We start from the raw sequence: 22,452 nt of genomic DNA, 5'->3' as shown, positions 1-22,452 counted from the left end.
GAATTCACATAATTGATAAAAATTATCCTGCATCCGCTTCTGCTGTTTCTGATGTTTCTGTGCTCTGTTTTGTACTTCCTTTGGGTTTTTCTTCTCCGGTTTCTTTCATTTCAATTGTACCTTGGGGACATTTTTCTACACAGATTCCGCATGCTGTACACTTATCCTGGTCGATTTCAGCAAGGAAATTGGTTACTTTTATAGCGTCCTCAGGGCAGTTCTTTTCACATATCTTACACCCGATACATCCAGTAGTACAGACTGCTTTCACAGTTTTTGGTTTGTCGTGAGATCGACAGCGTACGTGTACCTTCTCGGATTCATATCCAAATGTCAGTATATCATTGGGACAGGATTCAATACATAGACCACAGCTTGTACACAGGTTCTTGTTTATATGAGGAAGCCGGTCTTCACCAATCGATATCGCACCGAATGGACATGCCCTCACACATGTGCCCCTGCCCATACACCCGTAACTACAGCCTTTTTCACCTTCTGACAGCATCATTACTGCATTACAGTCCTCTATACCTACATAATCGAATCTGTTTACGCAATTCACACCACCTTTACACCTGACAATAGGATACTGTTTCTCACCTTGGGATACTTCCTGTCCAAGTATTCCGCCAATCTGCTGTGCTACTTCAAATCCTCCAACAGGGCATCCATCTATAGGTGCATCCTCACTTACAACTGCTTCAGCAAATGTACTGCATCCTGCGTAACCGCACGCACCACAATTTGCTCCAGGCAGTACATCCATTACTTCTTCCACTAATGGATCAGTCTCCACATGGAAAACACGTGATGCTACAATTAACATTGCACCAATTGCAAAACCAAGTCCTCCAAGAACTGCAACTGATTGAATTATGACATTAATGAAGTCCATATAAATTCACCTCTAATAAAGGTAGGAAATTATTATATACTCTATTATATATATTACGCGGTGTTTTTTAACCACCCAATGGTATCACTTCAAAATAATTTACGAAAGCCATCGATAACAGGGTAGCAAAGAAAAATGCATGTGGAACCCCTTTAACAGATGAATGGACATGTACAAGGCTCGAACGCTCTCTTATACCTGCCATTATAAGTAGAACTAAGGTAAATCCAATTCCTGCTGCCAGCCCAAATGTTACACTTTGTGTAAAATCATAACCTGCTCTGATGTTTAAAAGAACCGAACCAAGTATTGCACAATTAGTTACAATCAATGGTAGATATATTCCAAGTGACCTATATATAGCCGGCGATTTTTTCCTTAAAACAAATTCTACAAGTTGTACAAGGGATGCTATTACCACAATAAAGCTAATTATCCTTAAAAATTGCAATCCCATGGGTTCAAGTAAGAATGTATAGATTAGATATGTCACAACCGATGCTATGGTAACTACAAAAATAACAGCCAATGACATCCCTGCAGAACTCTTGGTATCCTTCGTGACACCTATAAAAGGACACAAACCAAGGAATTGCATAAGGATAAGGTTCTCTATGAAAACACCTTGCATCAGAACAGAGAATAACGTTTCATCTGCCAAGTTTAATCACCTCTTTCAAGCTTTCTGGCCTTATAGTAATTTACACTCATCATCAAAATACCAATTGTCAAAAAAGCTCCAGGCGGGATAATCATGTAATCTAATGGATCAATTGGTATACTTAACAGCTGATATCCAAATGTTACAATTTCACCTGTTCCAAATAATTCTCTGATAGCACCCATAGAACCAAGGGCTACAAGGAATCCTGCTGATATACCCATTGCATCGATTAGCGAGTAAAAAGTACCGTTTCTGCTAGCATACGCTTCAGCCCTTCCCATTATCACACAATTAACCACAATAAGTGAAAGGAAAACTCCAAGCGCAGAAAACATCGATGGGAAATACGCTTCCATAACCATACTAATGATTGTTACAAAAGTCGCTATAGTCATGATAAAAATAGGAATCCTTACAACAGAAGGAATTTGCTTTCTAAATGTTGATATCAATACATTTGAACATATCAGTACGAAAGCAGTTGCTGCCGACATTCCTATAGCATTTTCAAGTGTTGTTGTCACCGCAAGTGTCGGGCATAAACCAAGGACAAGTCCAAATATGGGGTTGTCTCTTGTTATACCTCGTAAAAATTCATCCCAAACACCCATCATATCACCTTATTTATTTATTTCCTGTTTGATTTCAGATACTTTATTGTTTAAACCTGTAACCACTGCACTTGAAGATACTGTACTCCCTGATATGGCATCTACCTCGCCACTGTCTTGTGACAATGCAAGGTCATCCAATGGTAAATTGTCAAACTGATTTTTAAATTCTGAGCTCTTAATTTTAGTGCCTTTACCTGGAGTCTCTGCCTGGCTTAGTATATTCATTCCAATCAGATTTTCAAGGTCTGCATCAACTGCTGCCGCCATTTTTATATCATCTTCATACCCGGGTTCTTCCGTAACAAATCCATAACCTATAATATTCCCGTTCGAATCATATGCCTCATAATAGAGCACTTCTTCCTCATTTTCACCTAGATAAACTGGCTCAAACTCTTCAACCTCAGGGATGAGCTGTGTAAGCGATTCTTGGGTTTCCTTCTGTTCAGCAAGTCTTAATTGTTCCTGGGTAGGTACATAGGTGGCACCTAGTACTGCAGAAGCCACAACAGAAATCAACACCAGTTTAGAGATAACTTTGATGATTTCTTTATTGGATTCATTCATCTTTTAACACCTTTGTATAGTATATATTGCTCAACCTACCTAACAATCTGTTGATTTTCGACCGGAAAAAGGATTCTGTGCCGAATGGTTTTGGATAGGTATTGTTCTCTATAAAAGCCGAGAAGGCATTTGCCAGCAGTAGTCCATAGAAAGTACCTGCCACATAATCTGAAAAAAACCCGTAAATAAACACCAGTACCCCTGCAACCAAACCGTAGATAATTCTCCCATTTTTAGTAACAGGTGATGTTGCTGTGTCGGTTATAATAAAAAACCCACCAAATATCAATGCTCCTGTAAATACATACTGTATATGTCCAGATATGTAAGCCAGTCCCAATACAGTTATTAGAAAACTTAAAGGTACCCTCCATTCTACATATTTTCTCAACAAAAGATAAGCACCGGGTATCAATAGAAACAATGGAGATGCACCTACAGGATAACCTGCACCTGTTTCCAGTATCAAATCAGAAAGCGCACCTATTTGCGGTACTGAAACCGGTGTCATATAGGATGAATATGCAAGACTCAAAAACACCCAGGCTGCAAGTACCGGATTAAAGGAATACGACCCTATACCACCGAATATATGTTTTCCAAATCCTACTGCAAACACAGACCCTAATATCGGTAGCCACCATGGAGCTCCTGCAGGAATAACCAGAGACATCAAAATTCCTATCAAGATTACATCTCCGTCATATACAGAGATTTTCTGATTGAGTAGTCTTTGGATTAAAGCTTCTATCACTACTGCTGATGATACTGCTGCTATCATATGACCCAATACAGGTAATCCAAATAAGTATATAGAAATAACAACTATTGGTACAAGTGCAAATATTTTGAACCAGGTGATGTTTTTCACATCTGTTAATGTTTTTTTGTGCGGTGGTGGTGATACTGTAAACGGCATAATTATTTACCTCCTCCACATGAGCAGCCAAGTGTAACATTGGATGATTCTTCTTTTGGCTGATAATCCTCATAGGCGCGCCTTATAGCTTCCTTTGCATATTGATTCAGTTGTAACAGATGTCTTTTTGACGGACAAATAGCTGCACATCGTCCACATTCGATACAGTTCATAACATGCATTTCGTGGCATTCATCGAAACGACCCTGATCTGCCAGTATAGCCAACCTGCTTGGAACAAGTTCCATGGGACAAACATCCACACATTTTGTACAGTGAACACATGGATATGTATTGTGTTCTGGAAGTTCATCTTCGGTCTGTACTGTTATACTTGTAGTTGTTTTTATAACCGGTACTTCATCCGTATACTGGGCAATTCCAGTCATTGTACCGTTTGCTATTAGTTTAACCGAATTGTCCCTGTAACCTCCCATTGCCTCTATTATATCCTTGAACAATGTTCCTACTTTTACCAGCACCTTCTGCGGATTCCCGTCACCTATACCTGAGACTGATATCACGGTTTCAAAAGAAGGTTTACCCTCGTATATTGCATCATATAACGCTTTTGCTGATATCACACTGCAAATAGCAATTCCTGCATCAGAAGGATATTTTTCGGGTGGCAGCTTGCAGCCTGTAACATAATAGGTAAAAATGTTCTGGATATTTTTTCCAAATATTCTGTCCTGCGATACCACTATTCTATCTGAATTCATATCTTCAAAATAATAATCAATTGTCCTTTTTCCAATAATTGGTGCCACATTGACCGGGTTGCCATCAATATTTTCTTTTTCAAAAGCATTGATAGACTCTTTATCATCATTGGAAAGTACAATAGCACCTTTTGACGCCCCTGATGCTTTCATTAAAAATTTTAACAGCTCGAGTAATTGTTTTGGTGCATTATAAACAGTATTTAAATAACCAATCATCCATTCAGGGCAGGTAGCATTTATAAGAACCGTATTTATATCATTGCTGTTTGGTTTTAGAATTGAATGAACCGGCTCGCCTGTATAATCTACTATCCCTGCGTTTTTTATGCATGAAAACAACTGTGAACCGGTGGGATTTTCAATAGGTGAGAAATTAACCGATTCTTCGCTATCATCGGGCTTTATTATAATACTTTTTACTCTGGAACCATCAGGATGGAAAGCATCTTCTATGGCTGTTACTTCACCACATACACTTGAATGCACAGGAGCTGAATTATACGATTTCGCTTCTCCTATTTTTTGACCTATGATAACAGAATCCCCAACATTAACCAGTGGTTCACAAACTTCACCGGTATGCTGTTTTAATGGTATGACCATTTTTTCTGGTAATGTATTCAATGTTTCTACATTTTCCAAGGATAACAACTCCTTAAAAAGCCGGATCTTTTTCCACTTCTTCAGGTCTCTCTCCTGGAGCAGTTACATTAATCTCGATTTCTGAAAAGTTTCCTTCTCCTGCCGGGTCACTCTCATATCCCAATGAATCCCAATCCAATGTAGGTTTAGTAGTGTGACACTTACTACAGTCATCTATTTTTTCGTCGAAATGTATATTCTGCAGTTGCTCTGTATTTGACGCACCATGACAATCACCACATTCAAGGGGATCTGATAATCCTGTATCAGAACCAGCTATATTATGGTTTATCGGATAGTGCAGGTCCACATGTCTTAATATTGCATTGGGATAATCTGGTACACCATCATCATTACTGTCAAAAGAACGCATCTCATTTTGGGTGACATTACCATCGTCATTGGCATCTGCCTGACTTACATGAGATGGTGGTATTGGATTTCCTACAGTTGTACTATTGTTAGGATTAGATGCTACTTCTTCATTAGTTCCTGAATCCCACCATATACCTGTAATTACACTATATGATGTTAGTTTTGCTCCTTCAACATCCATACTGGATGAATGCGGAAGTTTATCTGTGCTTGAATAATTGGTTGACCATCCAAGTGTAGGTTTAAAACTGGACATCTTTACCTTGTCTTCTCGAGTTCCATTTTTCCATGTGAATTCTTCTAGAGGCGCTCCACCTTGTGATTCCCCTCCAGGCATTTCAGTTACATGACATGACTGGCATTCAAGGAATTCAAGGTGAGCATCAACTGTACCACCATGGGATATACCTTCATGACATCCTGATGATTGACAACTCTGAACTTCCGCACCCACTTCCTGTGCAGCAGGCATGGTACTGCTGCCTATCTGATGTTCAATAGTTTCATGGCATTCCACGCAACTTTCTTCTGCATGAACATCGAACTCGGAATAATTTTCATCTGCCCAGTTAACACCTGTTGTTTCAACCTGGTCTGCATGACAATGTTCTTCACATGAACTTCTCTGGGATGATCCTAATACAGAATCATGGATTTCTGCTACTATTGGAAGTGGTGTCAATACATCAAGAAGATAACTGCCTACATAATGAGGTTCCTGACGAAGGTTTTGTCTTTCTTCCCCCCAGGCTGCAGAATCCGCATCTTCATAGTTCCCGCTTCTAATCATTTCGGCCCTTTTATCAAAATCATATTCACCTGTCTGGTCATGACAAATCATGCAATCAAGGCCTACTCCATACTCTTCAAGAGGACCCCCACCGGGATGCTGGGGTCCAAATTCTTTTACCCATTCATCTTTACCCTGTTCTGAGATATGGAAGTTATCTAGTGGTGTCCATTTATCCATATCAGTTTGTACGTGATAGGACCCTTCTGCATCATTTGCCAGTGGGTTTATATCTGCATTGTAATGGCAGCCACCACACACACTCTCAGACCATTTACCATCTATCATGTAGTGTTTATCAAGAACATCACTACCACTGTATCCTACATATGCATATACACCTGATATAAAAAACATTAATAATGTTATACCCAGTACGATTGTTTTTAATTTCCGCATAAAAACCCCGTCACCTATTACCTGTAGCATCTTCAAGTTCTTTTATAACGATTCCAATTGTATTTCTAAGACGCTGTTCATTCAAAATACTTCCATCATCTGCTACGTATTTAGCCAGTTCAAATTTCTTCAGAATTTCATAGGTATTAAGGTCGAAGATTTTATCCAGCATAGTTTTCTTTGCAAATCTACCTAAAAAATTGACATTGAGCCGGGTACCCAATACCTGAGCTTTTAATTCGACTTTTTCAAGATTTGAGCCAGATTTCACATAAATAATAAGATCATATTGGGATCCAATATGTTTTTCAATCCCTTTCCATCCATTTTCTTCCATAATCTGGTTAATAGCTACAATTAAGTACTTATGCTTATCAGAACCTCTCGTAGAAGTAGTTCCTGGGTTGGTACCGCTCATAATTATACATCCATAACAGGGTAATTAACTGGTATATAATTCTCAAAAAATAAATTTTCCGTACTTATAATTTTCGAGTTAAATTTAATATTAAACATTAATTCTATTACTATCATGAAATATAAAATTGTCGTAATTTTTCTGGCAGTCCTGATATTCTCAACAGGTTACCTTGTATACAACCATAACTCAGATGAGGTTGAATCCGAGTTAAAAACATTTAAAGAAACTCGGAGTTTGATGGATACAACAGTTACAATACAAATAAGAGACGATAATAAAAATCATGCAGAAGAAAGTATCGATAGAGCTTTTGATAAAATGCTGCAAAGTGAAAAACTTATGAGTGCTTATGATGAGAATACGCAGCTTTATAAGTTAAATGAACGCGGATTTTTTAAAAATACCAGTCCAGAATTGGTATATATTATAGAAAAATCACAACACTATCATGACATAAGCAATGGCGCCTTTGATATCACTGCAAAACCTATAATAGACCTGTGGGAAAGCAAATTTGCTCCAGACGGACCGCAAAAACCCCCCACCGATAAAGAAATCAATGACACATTAGACCATGTAAACATATCCAACGTAACAATAGATGCTACAGATATTTACATGGAGAAGGATATGGGAATTACTCTTGGTGGGGTCGCAAAGGGATTTGCTGTAGATAAAGCTATTGAATCATTAAAAGAAGATAGTATAGAGCATGGTTTTGTAAATGCCGGAGGAGATGGAAAATATATCGGCTATAGAGAGGGGCATGAAAAGTGGAGAATCGGGCTTCAGAATCCAGATAAAGGTGGTGAGTATATCACTAAAATGAATCTGCACAATATGTCTGTTGCAACAAGCGGGAATTATGAACGGTACTATAACGATTCAATAGATGCCTCCCATATAGTGGACCCAAGGACAGGCAAATCTACAAGTAAAATTATAAGTTCCACTGTAATAGCAAAGACTGCAATGGATGCTGATGCCTACTCTACCTCAGTGTTTGTGCTGGGTGAAGAGAAAGGGCTTGAAATGATCGAACAACTGGATAATGTGGAGTGTCTGATAATCACATCCAACAGAAGCATCGTCCGCTCCAGTGGGTTTGATAAATACGAAAATGAATAAGCTGAAAAATGGTTTTTGATGTTTCCATTTTCTTATTTTAATTTTACTTTATGGAGAGTTTCATATATAGGACCCTCATGAGTTAATGTGCTTTTTTTAAGTTTAACAGTGTCTACCCACATTGAGCCTAATTCAATATCTTTTATCTCATCAAGGGTTTCCAGGAATAAATCCTTTTCTTTTTTAGGCAATCGTTTTACCCTTGCAATTGTAGCATGAGCCGAAAACTTACGGTTATCTTCCCCAAAATTAAAACCTTTGAGTAAAGATTCTACATTTTTATGCAGTGTTTTGAAGTCCCCTTCAACTCCAAGCCACACCACTTTAGGGTATTTAGGCTTTGGAAAGACACCTACTTTTGCTATTGTAGCATTGAAAGGTTCACAATCGATTTTATCCAGTGAATTTGATATTTTCTGGACTTTGTCATCATCGATTTCTCCCAGAAATTTTAATGTGATATGAACAAATTCCGGTTTTAGCAGTTTTACATTGAAATTTTTCAATCTGGACTGTATCTCTGATATGTTTTCATGGTATTCCTGAGGCAGGTCAACCGAGATAAAAGTTCGAACCATATAAATCACCTAATAACAGATAGGTTTTCGACAAATATTACTTTGACTATACCTTCATTTTTATAAATTATGTATTTCATTATAATCAATGAACAATAAATTAATTAATAAATGGCACATGACAGACGATACAGGCGATGGAATGGTAATCAAAAAAAATATTGTAAAAACAGCACTCTATCTCGCAGAAAAACTCGGAGCAGAGGCAATAATTGTATCAGGAAATATCAAACTTGAGGACCTTACCACAGATATACCTGTATATTTTGCTCCAAGAAGACCAAAAAGCATAATCGATTATCTGGTTTCTACCAGTTCAGAAAAACAGGAACATGGGAAGGAAATCGCTGGCAAAATCACCCAAGAAGTAGAAGGGAATGCAAAGAATGTGGAAAATATAGCTGCCATTGAACATCTGCTTGGAGATTTGAAAAGAGGCGTTGTTGTGGGTATTGTTGAAACAAAGGATTCCAGTTCAATAATCGTCCATGATTTAAGTGAAAGCCCACTGATAAAAGCAATGAGAGAATGTGAAGAACGAGTATCACCTGAAGTTATGCGTGCTGTACTTACAATCGCCTTTGACATCGCAGCTACCGGTAGAGAGGGAAGTCAGATTGGAACTGCATTTATCATCGGTGATGTTGATGAAGTTATGTCAAGGTCGCATCAGATGATTCTGAACCCCTATGCTGGACATTCAAAATCAAACCGGAATATACTGAACAAACAAAACTGGGAATCCATAAAAGAGTTTGCACAACTGGATGGCGTTTTTGTTGTATCAGAAGACGGAGTTATAGAGGCTGCCGGAAAATATCTTGATGTTGACGCTAAAGACCTGGTAATCAATAAAGGACTCGGTGGGAGGCATGTATCCGCAGCTGCCATTACAAGAGATACAGTGGCTATCGCTGTTACTGTTTCTGAATCAGGTGGAGTTGTCCGTGTCTATAAAGATGGAAAAGAGACACTATGTATAGAATCCACAAAAAGGGCGTTTAAACAGATATTTCCAGAGTAACCATTTTTCTCAAAAACTATAGTTGGTTATTATAGCATACCGTTATATATAGCTGATACATTATTATAACGCTCAACTATATAAACCTGACCGAGATAATATCAATAATTAGGAATGATAAATATGAAAGTTCTTGGTGTGTCAGGTTCACCCATAAAAGACAGTAATACAGATAGAGCTTTAAAAACCGTACTGGACGCTACAGGGATGGATACCGAATTTATCAGATTGAAAAACTATAATATCGAGCCCTGCAGAGCATGCCTCAAATGTGTAGATACAAAACCTGTGTCATCAATGATGACGGCAATACATTAGCTCAAAAAGCAAAAAATGCAGATGCACTGGTTATTGCCGGATATACCCCTTATTCATCACTGGATGCTCGTACCAAAGCGTTCATTGAGAGACTTTATCTATTGCGTCATAAATGCGGATTCATGCAGGGCAAACCTGGCGGAGAAGTTATTACCTGCGCAGTACCCAGTTCATGTGAAATGCTTCCACCCTCATGTGATAACGGTGTCAATGCTGTCATGTATTACATGATGGAAGAAGGTATGAACTTTGTAGGGTCAGCTAAAATATTGGGCAACTTGCCATGTATCAAATGCGGTTACGGAGATGAATGTGACCTTACCGGTATAAAAATGATGTATGGCACCGACGCCACTGTAGAATCGGTTGGTGTCAACAGATTTGGAGACCAACCCGAGGCCGTAGAAGCAGCAAAAACCCTGGGGCAACGAATCGCTGAAGCTTTGAAGCCAAAAAAGTGAAACTATTTTCTACTTTTCTTTTTTATTGAATGTTAAACCTTAAATCTCAACAATGCTGCTATGCCACCCAATGAATCCAGTTTCTTACCGGGTTCAAATTCGGTACTGAAAACAACAACTTTCCCCTGTGCCTGTTCTACCGACTGCAAAAGGGAATCAATATTTATTTCCTCTTTTTCCCTTTCCTGTCTAAGCATTTCATCAGTTATTAGAAGAGTTTCCACTGCTCCAAAATAAATCGCATTTTCCACTTGCTCAATCCCGTATTCTGCCTTCCCATTAGTTGACATTATCTTTAAAAGTTCATCCATTAAAGACGATTCTCTGGCAATCCGGGATTGTTCCATTATTCTGTCTACTGCCCCCCTTTTAAGAACTTCCTGATAACCGGTTATACCGATTGATGATGTATCCTCCACTACAGCATTTGAAGCCATTTCTGGTTCTTTGTTTTTAAAGAATTCCATGAAATCCTCTTTAGTAAAACCCGGACCTGCCACCACAATAGCTTCAGAACCAGGGGCTGCATGTTTCAACTGATCCAGGATATTTTCAAAAAAAACTTCCCTTAAAGTCCCTTCACCTTTACCTGAGGACTGAGTGATATGAGAGTACTGTTCAATCCCGTAGTGTCGTACCAGACCGATGTCAGCGTCACCTTCTTCTATTGCCACAATCACAACTTTCGGTCTTTTGGAAGCAGCTTCAGCTTCATCGATTCTTTCAATCTGGTCCTTTTTCCAGGTCTTTATTATGGACACATTAGTCCCGTCTTCGATATTAAGAGTGTGATAGTAACCCTGATCCATACCCTGTTCAATCATTCCGTGTATCCTCAATCTGTTGGAAAATTTGTGAAACTCCAACGATTCTACACGTATACCAAGCCTTTTGGTTTTCTTCTCTGCTTTTTCAGGTCTAAGTTTATCAGTATCAGAATCCGCTTTACGTCTGGTAAGTGCAAATATAAGGTCGCCTTTTTCGATAATATATTTCAGATGCCACAGATCATCCAGTGTTTCAGGGGTAAGCGAGATTTCACCTTCCCTGCCTTTCAGGTTACGCTTTGTTACTCTCATATATACAGCTCCCTTTAATTAAAAATCCTTTTTATCCTTAATATCGGATTCACCGGGTGGAAGCATATTGGATATCTGGTCTGGTGATGCTATAGATTTTACAAAATGAACGTCTTTCAACTGTTCCATGTAGAGTTTATATATTTTCTTTGCCAGATCTCCCTGATTGTATTTGCCAGGCATTAATTCAATTATGTATTTACCATCCTTTTTCACTGATTCCAGTGGTCCGCCTATCACCCTTGTTTCTCCTTCAAGTTCAAGCCCAATCGCTACACTTATTGGTACGTTCTTAAAGTAATTTCTCTCACCCCGTATTATGAACGAGCCTTTTTTCAGAAATTCACCGGATTCTGGGGTTTTTGAGACCTGATTGGGCCAGATCCAGTAACATTCTCCACTAAACTGTCCAGCTTTCCATATACTGGAATATGAAACAACAAACTGTGTCGCTTCATACATGGTCTGTTCAGGTATTTCATAGCCTTTTGTTTTTACAATCGCCAGTGGAGCCCCCGGTACCTGGGTATGGAGAACTATATCCTGTTTTTCCATGTATTTCTTGAAAATCTCTTCATTGGTATCTGCATCTCGTCCACCTACAACAAGGAAACCATCTGATGATATGAACCATCTAAAACGTGAATACCAGTGTTTTTTACGTATCACTTTATGTTTTCTTGTTGTCTGTTGTTGGGATTTATCCCTGTTTTCAATGATACGTTTTGTTTCCTCGATTGCACGAAGAGCCCCTTCACGTTTTTTCATAACCCGTTTAGCTTTTTCATAGTATGTCTGTGCATTCTGGGGTACCGGATAACGGATATCAAGTGTTGCTTTTGTACCGTCAAGGTCCATCACAATTGTACCCGATTTTGGGTCTATTTTCTGAATCAATTTAGCAGAAGGTATGTTCTCTGCTTCTTTCAGTTTGGATTTAATTTCATCCCATGAGTATCCGTTTTTACGGGCGCTGGTTAAAACAGAAATTACCTCTTCAACAAGCGGGTAATGTGCATAAATAGCTTCTGCTACCGAGTTATATTTATTCGCTTCCTTTTCGAATTTTTCAATAGCTGTCTGCTGCTGCTGAAGTCTTCGCTCATATATGTCCACTTTTTCTTTTTTAGCGGATTCCTGGACTTTCTTCTCGTCTTCTACAACCTGTTTTCCAAAGAATTCATCCAGTGCTTTGTTGAATGATTCAAAATACTCTTTTTCATAATCCTGGTACTGTACAAGTTCAAATGGGAGCACATCAACAGGTTCTGATTTATTATTTGTTTTCTGTTTTATTGTGCAGGGCTTGAGTTCACCGGTTACAATTGGAGAGAACACGTCTTTTAAAGCTTTCAAGAGCTTGGAGATTTCATCGGATGTGACATCATCTACTGATTTATTCTTATCTACTTCAGACCTTGCACACACCTCCTCTGCGAGCAGACCCCCGAGATTGAAACTGGTTGCTATTGTACGTACCACATCTTCATTACTGGAAGTAAACGCCTGGCTAAGGTCATTTTCTTCCGCTTCAAGAGGGCTGATCTGGGATTCAGGATATTCATACTTCTCTCCTCCCTGTATTCTTCGACCCCTGAATGTTCTGGGCTTCATTGGGAGGATGATTTTGCGTTCATTGTTAAGAAGAATGACATTACCCTGTGAGAAGAATTCCGCAACCAGTATAGTATCAGTTTCACCCTTTGATATCCCTATTTCAACAATCCTGTCAAAATCGTACTGCCTGATAAAGATGATTCGACCGCCCATTATATGTTTCCTGAGAAGCATGGGATACGGTCCCGGCATTTTGGGGTTGGATCGGAGATGCTTGCTCAAATGTATACGTTTTCCTGATTCGATGACCAGATTGTCCCTCCCTACACGGGGGATATAAATATTTATTCTGACCTCATCAGGTGTTGGCTGGTATATTTTATTGATCTTAGCACCAACAATTGAATTCGATCCCTCTGATAATTCTGATACAAGAGCGGATATATCAGCACTTGACATCTCTTGTTTCTTTTTCATAGACGATGAAAAATGTCAGATTCAACTATAAGGTTTATCCTCAATAAGGGCAAAAATAAAAGTATAATATACAAATCCATAATAAAGATGTTATATTATTTGTAGCCCCACATCAACCAGATAGGACGAAAAACAACAACATGAATGATAAAACTCTGCATTTTCTAAAGAAAAGGTTCCAGAACTATTATCAGGACGCGCACATACACCTACCTCCTGAATATTCCACCCGTGAATGGGGATTCATACTATTTGACGATATGCCAAAAACTGTCATGCGCCGCCACATGGCTTTTGGTTCGCCGGGGGAGTTGCAGGATTACCTTACATGGAGAGTTCCCGCACATGCATATTATTCTGTAGCGTACTATGAATACCCCAGTGCATCCAACATGAAGGATAAAAACTGGATTCAATCCGATTTGGTATTTGACCTTGACGCAGACCATCTTCCAAATGTTCCTGAGTCATACTCTGATATGCTAGAAAACGTTAAACAGGAAGCTCTCAAACTCTACGATTTTCTGTCTGACGATTTTGGATTTGGAGAAGAAGATATAAACATCGTATTTTCAGGCGGCAGAGGTTATCATTTTCATATATCTCATCCATCTGTGAGGTCACTGGGAAGTGCAGAAAGGCGTGAAATTGTGGATTATATCAGTGGTAGGGGGCTTGATATAAGCCAGATAATAGGAAAAAGAAGTGTATCCGGAGATTCAGGGAGACGTGATGCCAGTATGTTTGTATTCCCTTCTGAAAATGACGGTGGATGGGGGTCAAAAATCAACCACTACATTATATCCTACATTTCAAATATAGTAAATGAAGATAAACCTGTTAAAAGGCTTACAAAATTTAGTGGTGTAGGGAAAACAACTGCTGAAAAATTGGTAAATATATTCAACAACGAAAAACAGTTATCACTACTAAAAAAAGGCAAAATAGATATGGTTTCAAACACTTCGAAGAAATTATTTGAATACCTTGGTAAACAGGCTGTAGAAAATATAATTGCTAATGTCGATGAACCAGTCACTTCTGATATCAAACGCCTTATAAGAGTTCCGGGTTCACTTCATGGAGGTTCAGGTCTAAAAGTTACAGTTCTTTCAGCATCCCAGCTTGAGAATTTTAAACCCCTTGATGATGCAGTTGTTTTTGAGGACAATCCGATTACATTAAATGTGACACAGCCGTCCACCATAGAAATGAAAGGCAATGAATTCCATGTGTATGAAGGGGTACAAGAATTGCCCGGATATGCAGCAATCTATTTGATGTGCAGAGGGGGTGCAGAATATGGACAGAACCGAGCTTAAAAACAGACTCAGGGAAGAACGCAATTCTACACTTAATAAAATCCCTCCTGATTTTTATAAAAGGGTGCAGGAATATATAATTGAACTGGAGAATGAAATTAAAAAAATAAACAATCCCCGTTCTATGGAATCCAAGATGCTGGAAGATGAGCTGGAAAGTGCCGTTATAGATGTTGAAAATATATTCATCCATAGAATAAAAAAAATAACCTCATACGCCAAATCTCATGCGTTCTCCAAGAACCCGTCAAAACATGACCTTGATAAACTCCTGCCTGAAGAAAAAAAAGTGTATAATTCCATACTTTCCGCCATCCATACTTCCCATCAGGAATTAATCGAACCGGTAACCAATCCTGATGCAAGAGATAACAACAAACAGGTTGAATATACAGCCACTGAAAGTTCTGTATCAGAAAATCCAGTTGATGATGTTGAAGTATCAAAGGAGAACCAAACTGCTACAACCTACAGAGAACCCCTGGAATCCGAATATAGCAATATAAACAAAAACGAGACTAATACCAGTCCCAATAGCAAAAATGATATAAATGAAGAGTACGTTGTTGTCCGAGTATTGAAAGACATACCTACATTTAAAGCTGTAGACAATCGTAATTATACATTATATTCCGAAGATGTTGTTGTTTTACCAGCTCCCAATGCCAATGGACTTGTTAAGCGAAATGCTGTACAACTCATTGATATTAACTAATGTTTATCGAAATACTAAAGGTGTTTATCATGAAATTTCCGAAAAAAATGAGGACACATTGCCCTTTCTGTAAAATGCATACAGAACATAAAATAGAAAAAGCAAAAAAAGGCAAAGAATCATCAATGACCCACATAACAAGACAGAAAAGACGCAGAACCGGTATTGGTAACAGTGGAAAGTTCTCCAAGGTTCCTGGTGGGGACAAACCAACCAAAAGAGTGAGACTTAAATACCACTGCACCAAATGCGGGAAGTCGCATCAAAGACCTGGTTTCAGAACCAAACGGTTTGAATTTAATGAATAATCACAATACAGAGGATTGAATAGTATGAACAACTGGCCTAAAAGCAGATTTTTACGGGTAAAATGCAATGATTGCGAAAATGAACAGATAATCTTTGGAAGTGCTAGCAGGGAAATTACCTGTAACGTATGCGGCAGGACACTTGCTGAACCAACGGGTGGCAAATCAACTATAAAAACACATATCATAGAAGTTCTTGAATAAAAAGTAAATAAAAAGAGAGTCAATAGTGATATATGATGGACAATAACAACAACGAATGGCCGAATGTAGGCGATTTTGCAGTATGCACGGTTAAAAACGTTACTGATTTTGGTGCATACGTCACCCTTGATGAGTACGGTGATAAAGAAGGATTTATCCATATCTCTGAAATTAAAGCCGGATGGGTAAAATACGTCCGTGATTATGTACGTGAAGGACAGAAAATTGTCTGTAAGGTTTTAAGGGTAGACCCTACAAGGCGGCATATCGACCTTTCACTGAAAGATGTCAATGAGCATCAAAAACGTGAAAAAATCCAGCAGTGGAAAAACGAGCAGAAAGCATCCAAGTGGTTACAGTTTGTTGCAGAGGAAACCGGTACTGACAACAAGACAATGAAAAATCTGAAAGCTATTTTTTCAGAAGAATTCGGAAGCTCCTATTCTGCATTTGAAGAAGCTGCCATGTATGGAATGGATGCTTTTGAGAACATAAAAATCGACAAATCCTTGGCAGAAAAAATTGCCAAAATTGCCCAGGATAACATAAAAATACCCTATGTAGAAATTGCCGGATATCTCGACCTCACCAGCCATGCTCCAAATGGTATAGAAATAATAAAGGAAGCTATGAAAGCTGCTGATAATACAAAAGAAAATTATGACAACGATGTCAAAATTAACATCAGTTACATAGGCGCTCCCAGGTACCGTATCAAAATCAATGCACCTGATTACAAAACTGCTGAAAATGCATTAAAAAAAGCTGCTGAAAATGTGATAAGTACCATCAAAGAACTGGGCGGCAAAGGTGAATTCTACAGACACATAGAATCCGCTAGTGTATAATTTTTCAATTGAATTATTGATTGCAATGGGACATAAAATTAGCAAATGCAAACAATGTAGCAGGTATACATTGGAAATATCCTGTCCATATTGTGGTGGGAAAACCGTCAATCCCAACCCAGCTCGCTTTTCTCCTGCTGACAGATATGGGAAATACCGAAGACAAAGCAAGCAAATAGAGGATACAACATGAAGGAGACAGAGGTTATTCGTTTAAAAGAGGATGTTCACTTAAACAATCCCATAATGTTTGTAGGACTCCCCGGGGTAGGTCACGTAGGAAAACTTGTAGTAGAACATCTTATCGAAAATCTTGAAGGTGAAAAACTTATCGAAATTTATTCCCCTCATTTCCCTCCGCAGGTACTGGTGAACAAAGACAACACTATAAGGCTTGCGAACAACGAGATATATACCTGCAATATCAATGGCCAGGACATACTCATATTAGCCGGTGACCATCAAAGTTCAACAAACCAAGGTCATTATGAACTGGGAGACCTTTATCTGGACCTTGCTGAAGATTTTGGAGTGTCAAGGGTTTATACACTCGGGGGGTTCCCGACAGGTGAATTCAACTATAATGAAGGTGTCATTGGTGCAGTAAACAATATAGAATTTGTGAAAGAATTGGAAGAACATGGTGTGGAATTCAGGGAAAACGAGCCAGGGAATGGTATAGTTGGTGCTTCAGGTTTACTACTTGGATTGTGTAAATTCAGAAATATCGGTGCTGCCTGTCTTATGGGGTTGACTTCTGGATACATCGTTGACCCGAAAAGTGCACAATCGATAATGCGTGTGATTGATAAAATTTTGGGAATCGAGATTGATGAGGAAGCACTAGAAGAGAGAGCAAAAGAGATGGAAAAGGTTGTTGAAAAAATAAAAACAATGAAAGAGCAGCAGGATTCCAAACAGCTCACTCAGAAAGATGAAGATATAAACTATATTATTTAAGAGGTTTTTCATGCAAATCAATGCCGACCTCCACCTTCATTCTAAATATTCCATGGCTACATCCAAAAAAATGGATTTGCCCACAATAGCAGAGGAGGCGGCTAAAAAAGGTATAGACCTTGTAGGTACTGGTGATTGTACACACCCTAGTTGGTTGCAGGACATTAAAAATGCATCATCGAATGATGAAAACATACAGATAAAGGGTACCCATTTTACACTTACAACTGAAATTGAAGATGAAAACCGAGTTCATCATGTGTTAATTCTGCCATCCATTTCAAAAGCAGAAGAACTCGCAGATATAATCGGAAAACATGGCGATCTTGGATCAGACGGGCGTCCATCTGTCAGATTAAGCGGAAGTGAAATCGCTGAAGCTGCAAGGGACACCGGTGCTTTAATAGGTCCTTCTCATGCATTCACCCCCTGGACTGCTATATATGCAGCACATGATTCTCTCGAAAGCTGTTATGGTGACATGACAGATTACATATCCTTTGTGGAACTGGGATTAAGTGCAGACAGTGATTATGCAGACCGTATAAAGGAACTGCAAAGACTGACGTTTCTTACCAACTCAGATGCACATTCCCCTTGGTCGAACAAACTTGCCAGGGAATTTACCCGTTTTAAAGTACCAGACATCAGTTTTGAAGGACTTGAAAAGGCTATATTAAGAAAAGAAGGTTTTAATGCCAATCTTAATGTTGGATTTTATCCACAGGAAGGCAAATACAATGAATCTGCATGTATCAGTTCCAAATGTTTAAAACATTATACATATAAAGAAGCAAAATCATCGAACTGGAGATGTCCATGCGGTGGAAAAATTAAAAAAGGAGTGTCAGACAGAGTAAATGAACTTGCTGATTTTAATGAACCACAGCATCCGGACTACCGTCCAGAATACATCCACCTTATACCTCTTGCAGAAATAATCATGAAGTCACTGGGTCATTCCAGTATCAATACAAAGGGAGTGACCAGAGCATGGAATACACTGATCAAAGAATTCGGAAGCGAAATAGCAGTCCTTGTGGATGCGGAACTCGAATCCCTTGATGTGGATGAAAGGATTATTGATGCTATAGTTGCATTCAGGAATGAGGATGTTATACTGCATCCTGGTGGAGGGGGAGAGTACGGATGGATTGAGCTACCTGGGAAAACAAAAACATCCAAATCTAATCTCGATAATAGATCCAGTCCCGGTTCGAGTGGTCAGAGTTCACTTCTGGATTATTAATCCGCGATACTTATATAACGGATGAAATCGTTCAAAATCCATCATCTAATAAAACTTAACTGTTAATACACTTCTGCCGGGGTGGCAGAGCGGACAAATCCAACGGTAACAAAATCTGCTGTGGAGTCTACACGCGGCAGGCTCGAGACCTGTTGTCCCTTCAGGGACTCCTGGGTTCGAATCCCAGCCCCGGCGTCGCATTAATTAAAAATTAAATTTAAAGGATGATTCAATTGAAATCATCATTCTTTTCATTGTCCGATTCGTAAATATCTTCTTCACCCTGTAATTTCTTCATCATACGGTTGGTCACACCTGCTATACACATATTGATATACCTCCTTAATTTTAAGGCAGAATATCAGCAAGATATATATATATATTTTCGTCAAAAAATAAATAGGAATATATAGTTACGTTAATTTCCATACTTAGCAACATTTCATGTACTGTGGTTGATTCTTTCATCTGTTTTGGTACTTACAACTGATTCAGCAAATGTACTGTTTTGAAATTATTATGATTTCGCTACCTTCATATATACCCTCACGATTAAGTACGTGACCCTCATTGATAATTTAAAAAATGTAAGAGGAATAGCATGGAGCGTTACAGAGACATCATTCCAGAATTTGATTTATTCAAAAAAATTATTCATACACCACAACCTTATGATATTAGAGTTAATACATTAAAATCCAATGTTTCCGAAATTAAAAACATCCTGAGACAAAACGGAAAGGTTTTTGAACAACGTAAGTGGAATGATAATTTTTTAAAATCGGTTTTGAACCAAGAAAAAACATTTTGCACTGGCTTGGTAAATATCATGTACAGGAATATGTATCAGGTATACCCCCTCTTGCTCTGAATCCCGAGCCCGGTGAAAAAGTGGTGGATATGTGTGCTGCACCCGGAAGTAAAACCACCCAGATATCAACTCTAATGGATAATATAGGGGAAATACTGGCAAACGACATTCAAAGAAATCGAATCCGCAGTCTGTTGTCCAATATATCTCGTCTTGGATGTGTTAATGTACAGGTTTTTGAAAGAGACGGGAGAAACCTTCCAGAAGAACCCAAATTCGACAAAGTTCTTGTCGATGCACCATGTTCAGCTGAAGGAAACGCAAGGAAAAACTCAGACCTTATAAACGGTGCCGACATAGATGTAATAACAAAACTTTCTAAGTTGCAGGAGAATCTGCTTGAGAAAGCGTTCAGATTATGGAAAAACGGTGGAACTATTGTTTATTCAACCTGTACTTTTGCACCCGAGGAAAACGAGATTGTAGTATCCAAGTTCTTGGACTATGGTAAACTGGAAAAACCGGTTTTTATTTTCCCCATTCATCCGGAATTACAGAATGGAAAAACATGAAACTTGGAAAAGAATTAGAAAAATGCGTCCGGGTTTATCCACATCAACTGGATTCTGGAGGGATATTTGTTGCCAGATTCAAAAAAATTACTTGAAAATTATTTTTTTGAAAGATTTGGTGTAAACAGGAAACTCTGGAAACATTACAATGTATATTGGCTGGGGAACAGCCTCTGGATAACTTCGCCAGACCTTGAGCCAAGTCCTAAATACATCTCGTGTGGTATACGAGCTTTAAGGATTATGGATTCGGAATTTAAAAGTTTAAAACCCACAACCTATGTACTGCAATATCTTGGTGAAAATATCAAAAAGAATATTGCAGATATAGATACAAACGATTTAAAAACCATCATTAATGGCAGATATCTGGAAAACAACAGTCTGGGTTATGGATATATAGCACTAAGATACAGGAACTATATTATCGGATGTGGACTTAAAAATTCACATGGTATAAAAAACCAGATACCAAAAGGAAGAAAGAGAGAACTTGAAGAAATCCTTGATGAGGAATAATGGATTACCAGACTGAAGGCTGGTAATCAAATTCAAAATCTTCAATCCTTTGCGGTGGCAATCCCAACCTACCAAACATCTGTTTGAAAATCTGTTTATATTCTTCTTCAGGTATCTGTTCACCAACATCCAGCTCTATCTGTAAACGGATGCCTCCCATTCTGTCCATCTTTATGGTATATTTATCCCCTTCATGGTAATTGATTAGCTCCATGTTCGGTACTACATAAACAATGGTTCCTGTAGTAATATTCCCATTTCTGTAAAATGTCTGTGTAATCCAACCTTCGCCCCGACTGACAGTGGATGTAGAGTTTTTGCTCCTATTTTGATATTCATGGTATACAGCATTGAAATCCGGATATTGTTCTATTGTGATAACGACGATTGATTGATTGCTGGTTCTGATCTCGTCCTTTAACTGGTTCAAATATTTCTGGGATTGAGCACTGTCAAGACTAAACATCAGTTCAAACTGATCAGTAATCCACTCATCATCCGGAAGATGTTCCACTTTAAATGAAGAAAAGTAGGAATCAGGACGGGATTCATTGAAAAAAGTTATCCTTGTCCCTTTTTCATCTCTGATAAACTCTGATTCAAAAAAGGATTCTTCTGTGTAATAATTGCCAATCCCTGCTACCCAATAATCTTGACCAAAACGCGATTTCAATTCATCTGAAGGGGCATACAAGCCTTTTGCTTTTTCAATTTCAGCGTTTACAAAATATGGTCCTTTAATTGTATAGCCTGCCTGTCTTGAGTTGTTGACTATTTCTTCATGATCCACATCTCCCAGATTTTTTCCATCGGTTGTATAATAGGCATGGTCTGAAGATATCAATACATATGCAAATGACCCGTAAACCGATACTATCGAAATTACAACAAGCAACAAACTTAATATCGATTTTTTTAGGGTTGTAAGGTCATTATTCCTCCAGACCCATACCATTAAAACCGCAAATAAAATTCCAATAACCAACAACATCAAACTAAATATTCCATCCATAATGTTACTCCTATCTATTATTCATATCTTAAAGCTTCAACCGGATCCATCTTGGCGGCTTTGCTTGCAGGGTACACTCCTGCAATCAATCCTACAAGAACAGCAACAACAATTCCTATCATTATCAATTCCATGGGGAACACATTAGGTAAATCAAGAAAAGTATTCGCGCCATAGGCACCCAGAATTCCTACAATTGTACCCAATAGTCCACCAAAAAGCCCAACAACTATAGATTCTACAATAAATAATGTCAGAACATCATAATAGGTATATCCCACCGCTTTCATTAACCC

Annotated in this window: 27 protein-coding genes and 1 tRNA gene; 15 read left to right on the top strand and 13 right to left on the bottom strand. The window is 38.5% G+C overall.

Annotated elements, in window-relative coordinates:
• Nucleotides 1–22: 22 nt before the first annotated feature.
• The 8 genes from ACLFMM_RS02785 to ACLFMM_RS02750 all read right to left on the bottom strand — a co-directional run bounded on the left by ACLFMM_RS02785 (nucleotide 23) and on the right by ACLFMM_RS02750 (nucleotide 7,011).
• Entirely contained in the window at nucleotides 23–898 is an 876-nt protein-coding gene (locus ACLFMM_RS02785; protein ID WP_410807192.1) for a Fe-S cluster domain-containing protein, read from the bottom strand.
• Nucleotides 899–965: 67 nt separating this feature from the next.
• The gene (rnfA, locus tag ACLFMM_RS02780) at nucleotides 966–1,559 is read right to left on the bottom strand and encodes an Rnf electron transport complex subunit RnfA (RefSeq protein ID WP_410807191.1); all 594 of its coding nucleotides are present in this window, start codon (nucleotides 1,557–1,559) and stop codon (nucleotides 966–968) included.
• 2 nt (nucleotides 1,560–1,561) lie between these two features.
• The gene (gene rnfE, locus ACLFMM_RS02775; protein ID WP_410807190.1) at nucleotides 1,562–2,173 is read right to left on the bottom strand and encodes an Rnf electron transport complex subunit RnfE; all 612 of its coding nucleotides are present in this window, start codon (nucleotides 2,171–2,173) and stop codon (nucleotides 1,562–1,564) included.
• Between the two features lie 9 nt (nucleotides 2,174–2,182).
• Nucleotides 2,183–2,743 (bottom strand): Rnf electron transport complex subunit RnfG, encoded by a 561-nt coding sequence (gene rnfG, locus ACLFMM_RS02770; protein WP_410807189.1) that lies wholly within the window; start codon nucleotides 2,741–2,743, stop codon nucleotides 2,183–2,185.
• Nucleotides 2,736–3,662 carry an Rnf electron transport complex subunit RnfD gene (rnfD, locus tag ACLFMM_RS02765; protein ID WP_410807188.1) on the bottom strand — a complete coding sequence of 309 codons (927 nt, stop codon included), beginning with the start codon at nucleotides 3,660–3,662 and terminating at the stop codon, nucleotides 2,736–2,738. The genes rnfG and rnfD overlap by 8 nt, the downstream gene beginning before the upstream one ends.
• A 2-nt stretch (nucleotides 3,663–3,664) precedes the next feature.
• The gene (gene rnfC / locus ACLFMM_RS02760; RefSeq protein WP_410807187.1) at nucleotides 3,665–5,029 is read right to left on the bottom strand and encodes an Rnf electron transport complex subunit RnfC; all 1,365 of its coding nucleotides are present in this window, start codon (nucleotides 5,027–5,029) and stop codon (nucleotides 3,665–3,667) included.
• A 13-nt stretch (nucleotides 5,030–5,042) separates the two neighbouring features.
• Nucleotides 5,043–6,593, bottom strand: a complete 1,551-nt coding sequence (mmcA, locus tag ACLFMM_RS02755; RefSeq protein ID WP_410807186.1) for a methanogenesis multiheme c-type cytochrome — start codon at nucleotides 6,591–6,593, stop codon at nucleotides 5,043–5,045.
• 10 nt (nucleotides 6,594–6,603) lie between these two features.
• Nucleotides 6,604–7,011 carry a hypothetical protein gene (locus ACLFMM_RS02750; protein WP_410807185.1) on the bottom strand — a complete coding sequence of 136 codons (408 nt, stop codon included), beginning with the start codon at nucleotides 7,009–7,011 and terminating at the stop codon, nucleotides 6,604–6,606.
• 114 nt (nucleotides 7,012–7,125) lie between these two features.
• Here ACLFMM_RS02750 and ACLFMM_RS02745 point away from each other — a divergent pair, with 114 nt between their 5' ends.
• On the top strand, nucleotides 7,126–8,142 hold the full coding sequence (locus ACLFMM_RS02745; RefSeq protein WP_410807184.1) for an FAD:protein FMN transferase: 1,017 nt from the start codon (nucleotides 7,126–7,128) through the stop codon (nucleotides 8,140–8,142).
• A 32-nt stretch (nucleotides 8,143–8,174) separates the two neighbouring features.
• Here the strand turns inward: ACLFMM_RS02745 and thpR are convergent, their stop codons facing one another.
• Complete coding sequence (gene thpR, locus ACLFMM_RS02740; protein ID WP_410807183.1) at nucleotides 8,175–8,720, bottom strand: RNA 2',3'-cyclic phosphodiesterase; 546 nt, start codon at nucleotides 8,718–8,720, stop codon at nucleotides 8,175–8,177.
• A gap of 142 nt (nucleotides 8,721–8,862) precedes the next feature.
• Here thpR and ACLFMM_RS02735 point away from each other — a divergent pair, with 142 nt between their 5' ends.
• From ACLFMM_RS02735 to ACLFMM_RS02725, 3 genes are all read left to right on the top strand, one after another.
• Nucleotides 8,863–9,744 carry a DNA integrity scanning protein DisA nucleotide-binding domain protein gene (locus ACLFMM_RS02735; RefSeq protein WP_410807202.1) on the top strand — a complete coding sequence of 294 codons (882 nt, stop codon included), beginning with the start codon at nucleotides 8,863–8,865 and terminating at the stop codon, nucleotides 9,742–9,744.
• A 114-nt stretch (nucleotides 9,745–9,858) separates the two neighbouring features.
• Complete coding sequence (locus tag ACLFMM_RS02730) at nucleotides 9,859–10,062, top strand: flavodoxin family protein (protein ID WP_410807182.1); 204 nt, start codon at nucleotides 9,859–9,861, stop codon at nucleotides 10,060–10,062.
• Nucleotides 10,014–10,523 (top strand): flavodoxin family protein, encoded by a 510-nt coding sequence (locus ACLFMM_RS02725; RefSeq protein ID WP_410807181.1) that lies wholly within the window; start codon nucleotides 10,014–10,016, stop codon nucleotides 10,521–10,523. The genes ACLFMM_RS02730 and ACLFMM_RS02725 overlap by 49 nt, the downstream gene beginning before the upstream one ends.
• Nucleotides 10,524–10,555: 32 nt before the next feature.
• On the opposite strand, the gene ACLFMM_RS02720 is transcribed toward ACLFMM_RS02725, so the two are convergent.
• Both ACLFMM_RS02720 and rqcH read right to left on the bottom strand, forming a co-directional pair.
• On the bottom strand, nucleotides 10,556–11,602 hold the full coding sequence (locus ACLFMM_RS02720) for an mRNA surveillance protein pelota (protein ID WP_410807180.1): 1,047 nt from the start codon (nucleotides 11,600–11,602) through the stop codon (nucleotides 10,556–10,558).
• 18 nt (nucleotides 11,603–11,620) lie between these two features.
• Nucleotides 11,621–13,636 carry a ribosome rescue protein RqcH gene (gene rqcH, locus ACLFMM_RS02715; protein ID WP_410807179.1) on the bottom strand — a complete coding sequence of 672 codons (2,016 nt, stop codon included), beginning with the start codon at nucleotides 13,634–13,636 and terminating at the stop codon, nucleotides 11,621–11,623.
• A 140-nt stretch (nucleotides 13,637–13,776) separates the two neighbouring features.
• Between rqcH and priS the strand changes: the two genes are divergently transcribed.
• From priS to ACLFMM_RS02660, 11 genes are all read left to right on the top strand, one after another.
• Complete coding sequence (priS, locus tag ACLFMM_RS02710) at nucleotides 13,777–14,958, top strand: DNA primase catalytic subunit PriS (protein WP_410807178.1); 1,182 nt, start codon at nucleotides 13,777–13,779, stop codon at nucleotides 14,956–14,958.
• The gene (locus ACLFMM_RS02705; RefSeq protein WP_410807177.1) at nucleotides 14,939–15,673 is read left to right on the top strand and encodes a hypothetical protein; all 735 of its coding nucleotides are present in this window, start codon (nucleotides 14,939–14,941) and stop codon (nucleotides 15,671–15,673) included. The genes priS and ACLFMM_RS02705 overlap by 20 nt, the downstream gene beginning before the upstream one ends.
• A gap of 29 nt (nucleotides 15,674–15,702) precedes the next feature.
• A complete protein-coding gene (locus ACLFMM_RS02700; RefSeq protein ID WP_410807176.1) occupies nucleotides 15,703–15,981 on the top strand; it encodes a 50S ribosomal protein L44e in 279 nt (92 codons plus the stop codon).
• Nucleotides 15,982–16,005: 24 nt separating this feature from the next.
• Complete coding sequence (locus ACLFMM_RS02695) at nucleotides 16,006–16,185, top strand: 30S ribosomal protein S27e (RefSeq protein WP_410807175.1); 180 nt, start codon at nucleotides 16,006–16,008, stop codon at nucleotides 16,183–16,185.
• Nucleotides 16,186–16,217: 32 nt separating this feature from the next.
• On the top strand, nucleotides 16,218–17,033 hold the full coding sequence (locus tag ACLFMM_RS02690; protein ID WP_410807174.1) for a translation initiation factor IF-2 subunit alpha: 816 nt from the start codon (nucleotides 16,218–16,220) through the stop codon (nucleotides 17,031–17,033).
• A gap of 25 nt (nucleotides 17,034–17,058) precedes the next feature.
• Complete coding sequence (locus ACLFMM_RS02685; protein ID WP_410807173.1) at nucleotides 17,059–17,226, top strand: RNA-protein complex protein Nop10; 168 nt, start codon at nucleotides 17,059–17,061, stop codon at nucleotides 17,224–17,226.
• On the top strand, nucleotides 17,223–17,993 hold the full coding sequence (locus tag ACLFMM_RS02680; protein ID WP_410807172.1) for a proteasome assembly chaperone family protein: 771 nt from the start codon (nucleotides 17,223–17,225) through the stop codon (nucleotides 17,991–17,993). Before ACLFMM_RS02685 ends, ACLFMM_RS02680 begins: the two co-directional genes overlap by 4 nt.
• Nucleotides 17,994–18,003: 10 nt before the next feature.
• Nucleotides 18,004–19,242, top strand: coding sequence for a TIGR00375 family protein (locus ACLFMM_RS02675; protein WP_410807171.1), 1,239 nt, complete (start codon nucleotides 18,004–18,006; stop codon nucleotides 19,240–19,242).
• A 75-nt stretch (nucleotides 19,243–19,317) separates the two neighbouring features.
• A tRNA-Ser gene (locus ACLFMM_RS02670) sits at nucleotides 19,318–19,437 on the top strand.
• Between the two features lie 612 nt (nucleotides 19,438–20,049).
• Nucleotides 20,050–20,625: an SAM-dependent methyltransferase gene (locus ACLFMM_RS02665; protein ID WP_410807170.1), complete on the top strand. Its 576-nt coding sequence runs from the start codon at nucleotides 20,050–20,052 to the stop codon at nucleotides 20,623–20,625.
• Between the two features lie 69 nt (nucleotides 20,626–20,694).
• Nucleotides 20,695–21,144: a hypothetical protein gene (locus ACLFMM_RS02660; RefSeq protein WP_410807169.1), complete on the top strand. Its 450-nt coding sequence runs from the start codon at nucleotides 20,695–20,697 to the stop codon at nucleotides 21,142–21,144.
• Nucleotides 21,145–21,148: 4 nt separating this feature from the next.
• Here ACLFMM_RS02660 and ACLFMM_RS02655 read toward each other — a convergent pair whose 3' ends face one another.
• Together ACLFMM_RS02655 and ACLFMM_RS02650 are read right to left on the bottom strand one after the other, a co-directional pair.
• Nucleotides 21,149–22,156, bottom strand: coding sequence for a hypothetical protein (locus ACLFMM_RS02655; protein ID WP_410807168.1), 1,008 nt, complete (start codon nucleotides 22,154–22,156; stop codon nucleotides 21,149–21,151).
• A 17-nt stretch (nucleotides 22,157–22,173) separates the two neighbouring features.
• A partial coding sequence (locus ACLFMM_RS02650; RefSeq protein ID WP_410807167.1) for an ABC transporter permease occupies nucleotides 22,174–22,452 on the bottom strand: 279 nt, incomplete at its 5' end.

Source organism: Methanohalobium sp., assembly GCF_046546175.1.
Lineage (GTDB): Archaea > Halobacteriota > Methanosarcinia > Methanosarcinales > Methanosarcinaceae > Methanohalobium.
This window is presented reverse-complemented; position numbering and strand designations above follow the sequence as displayed.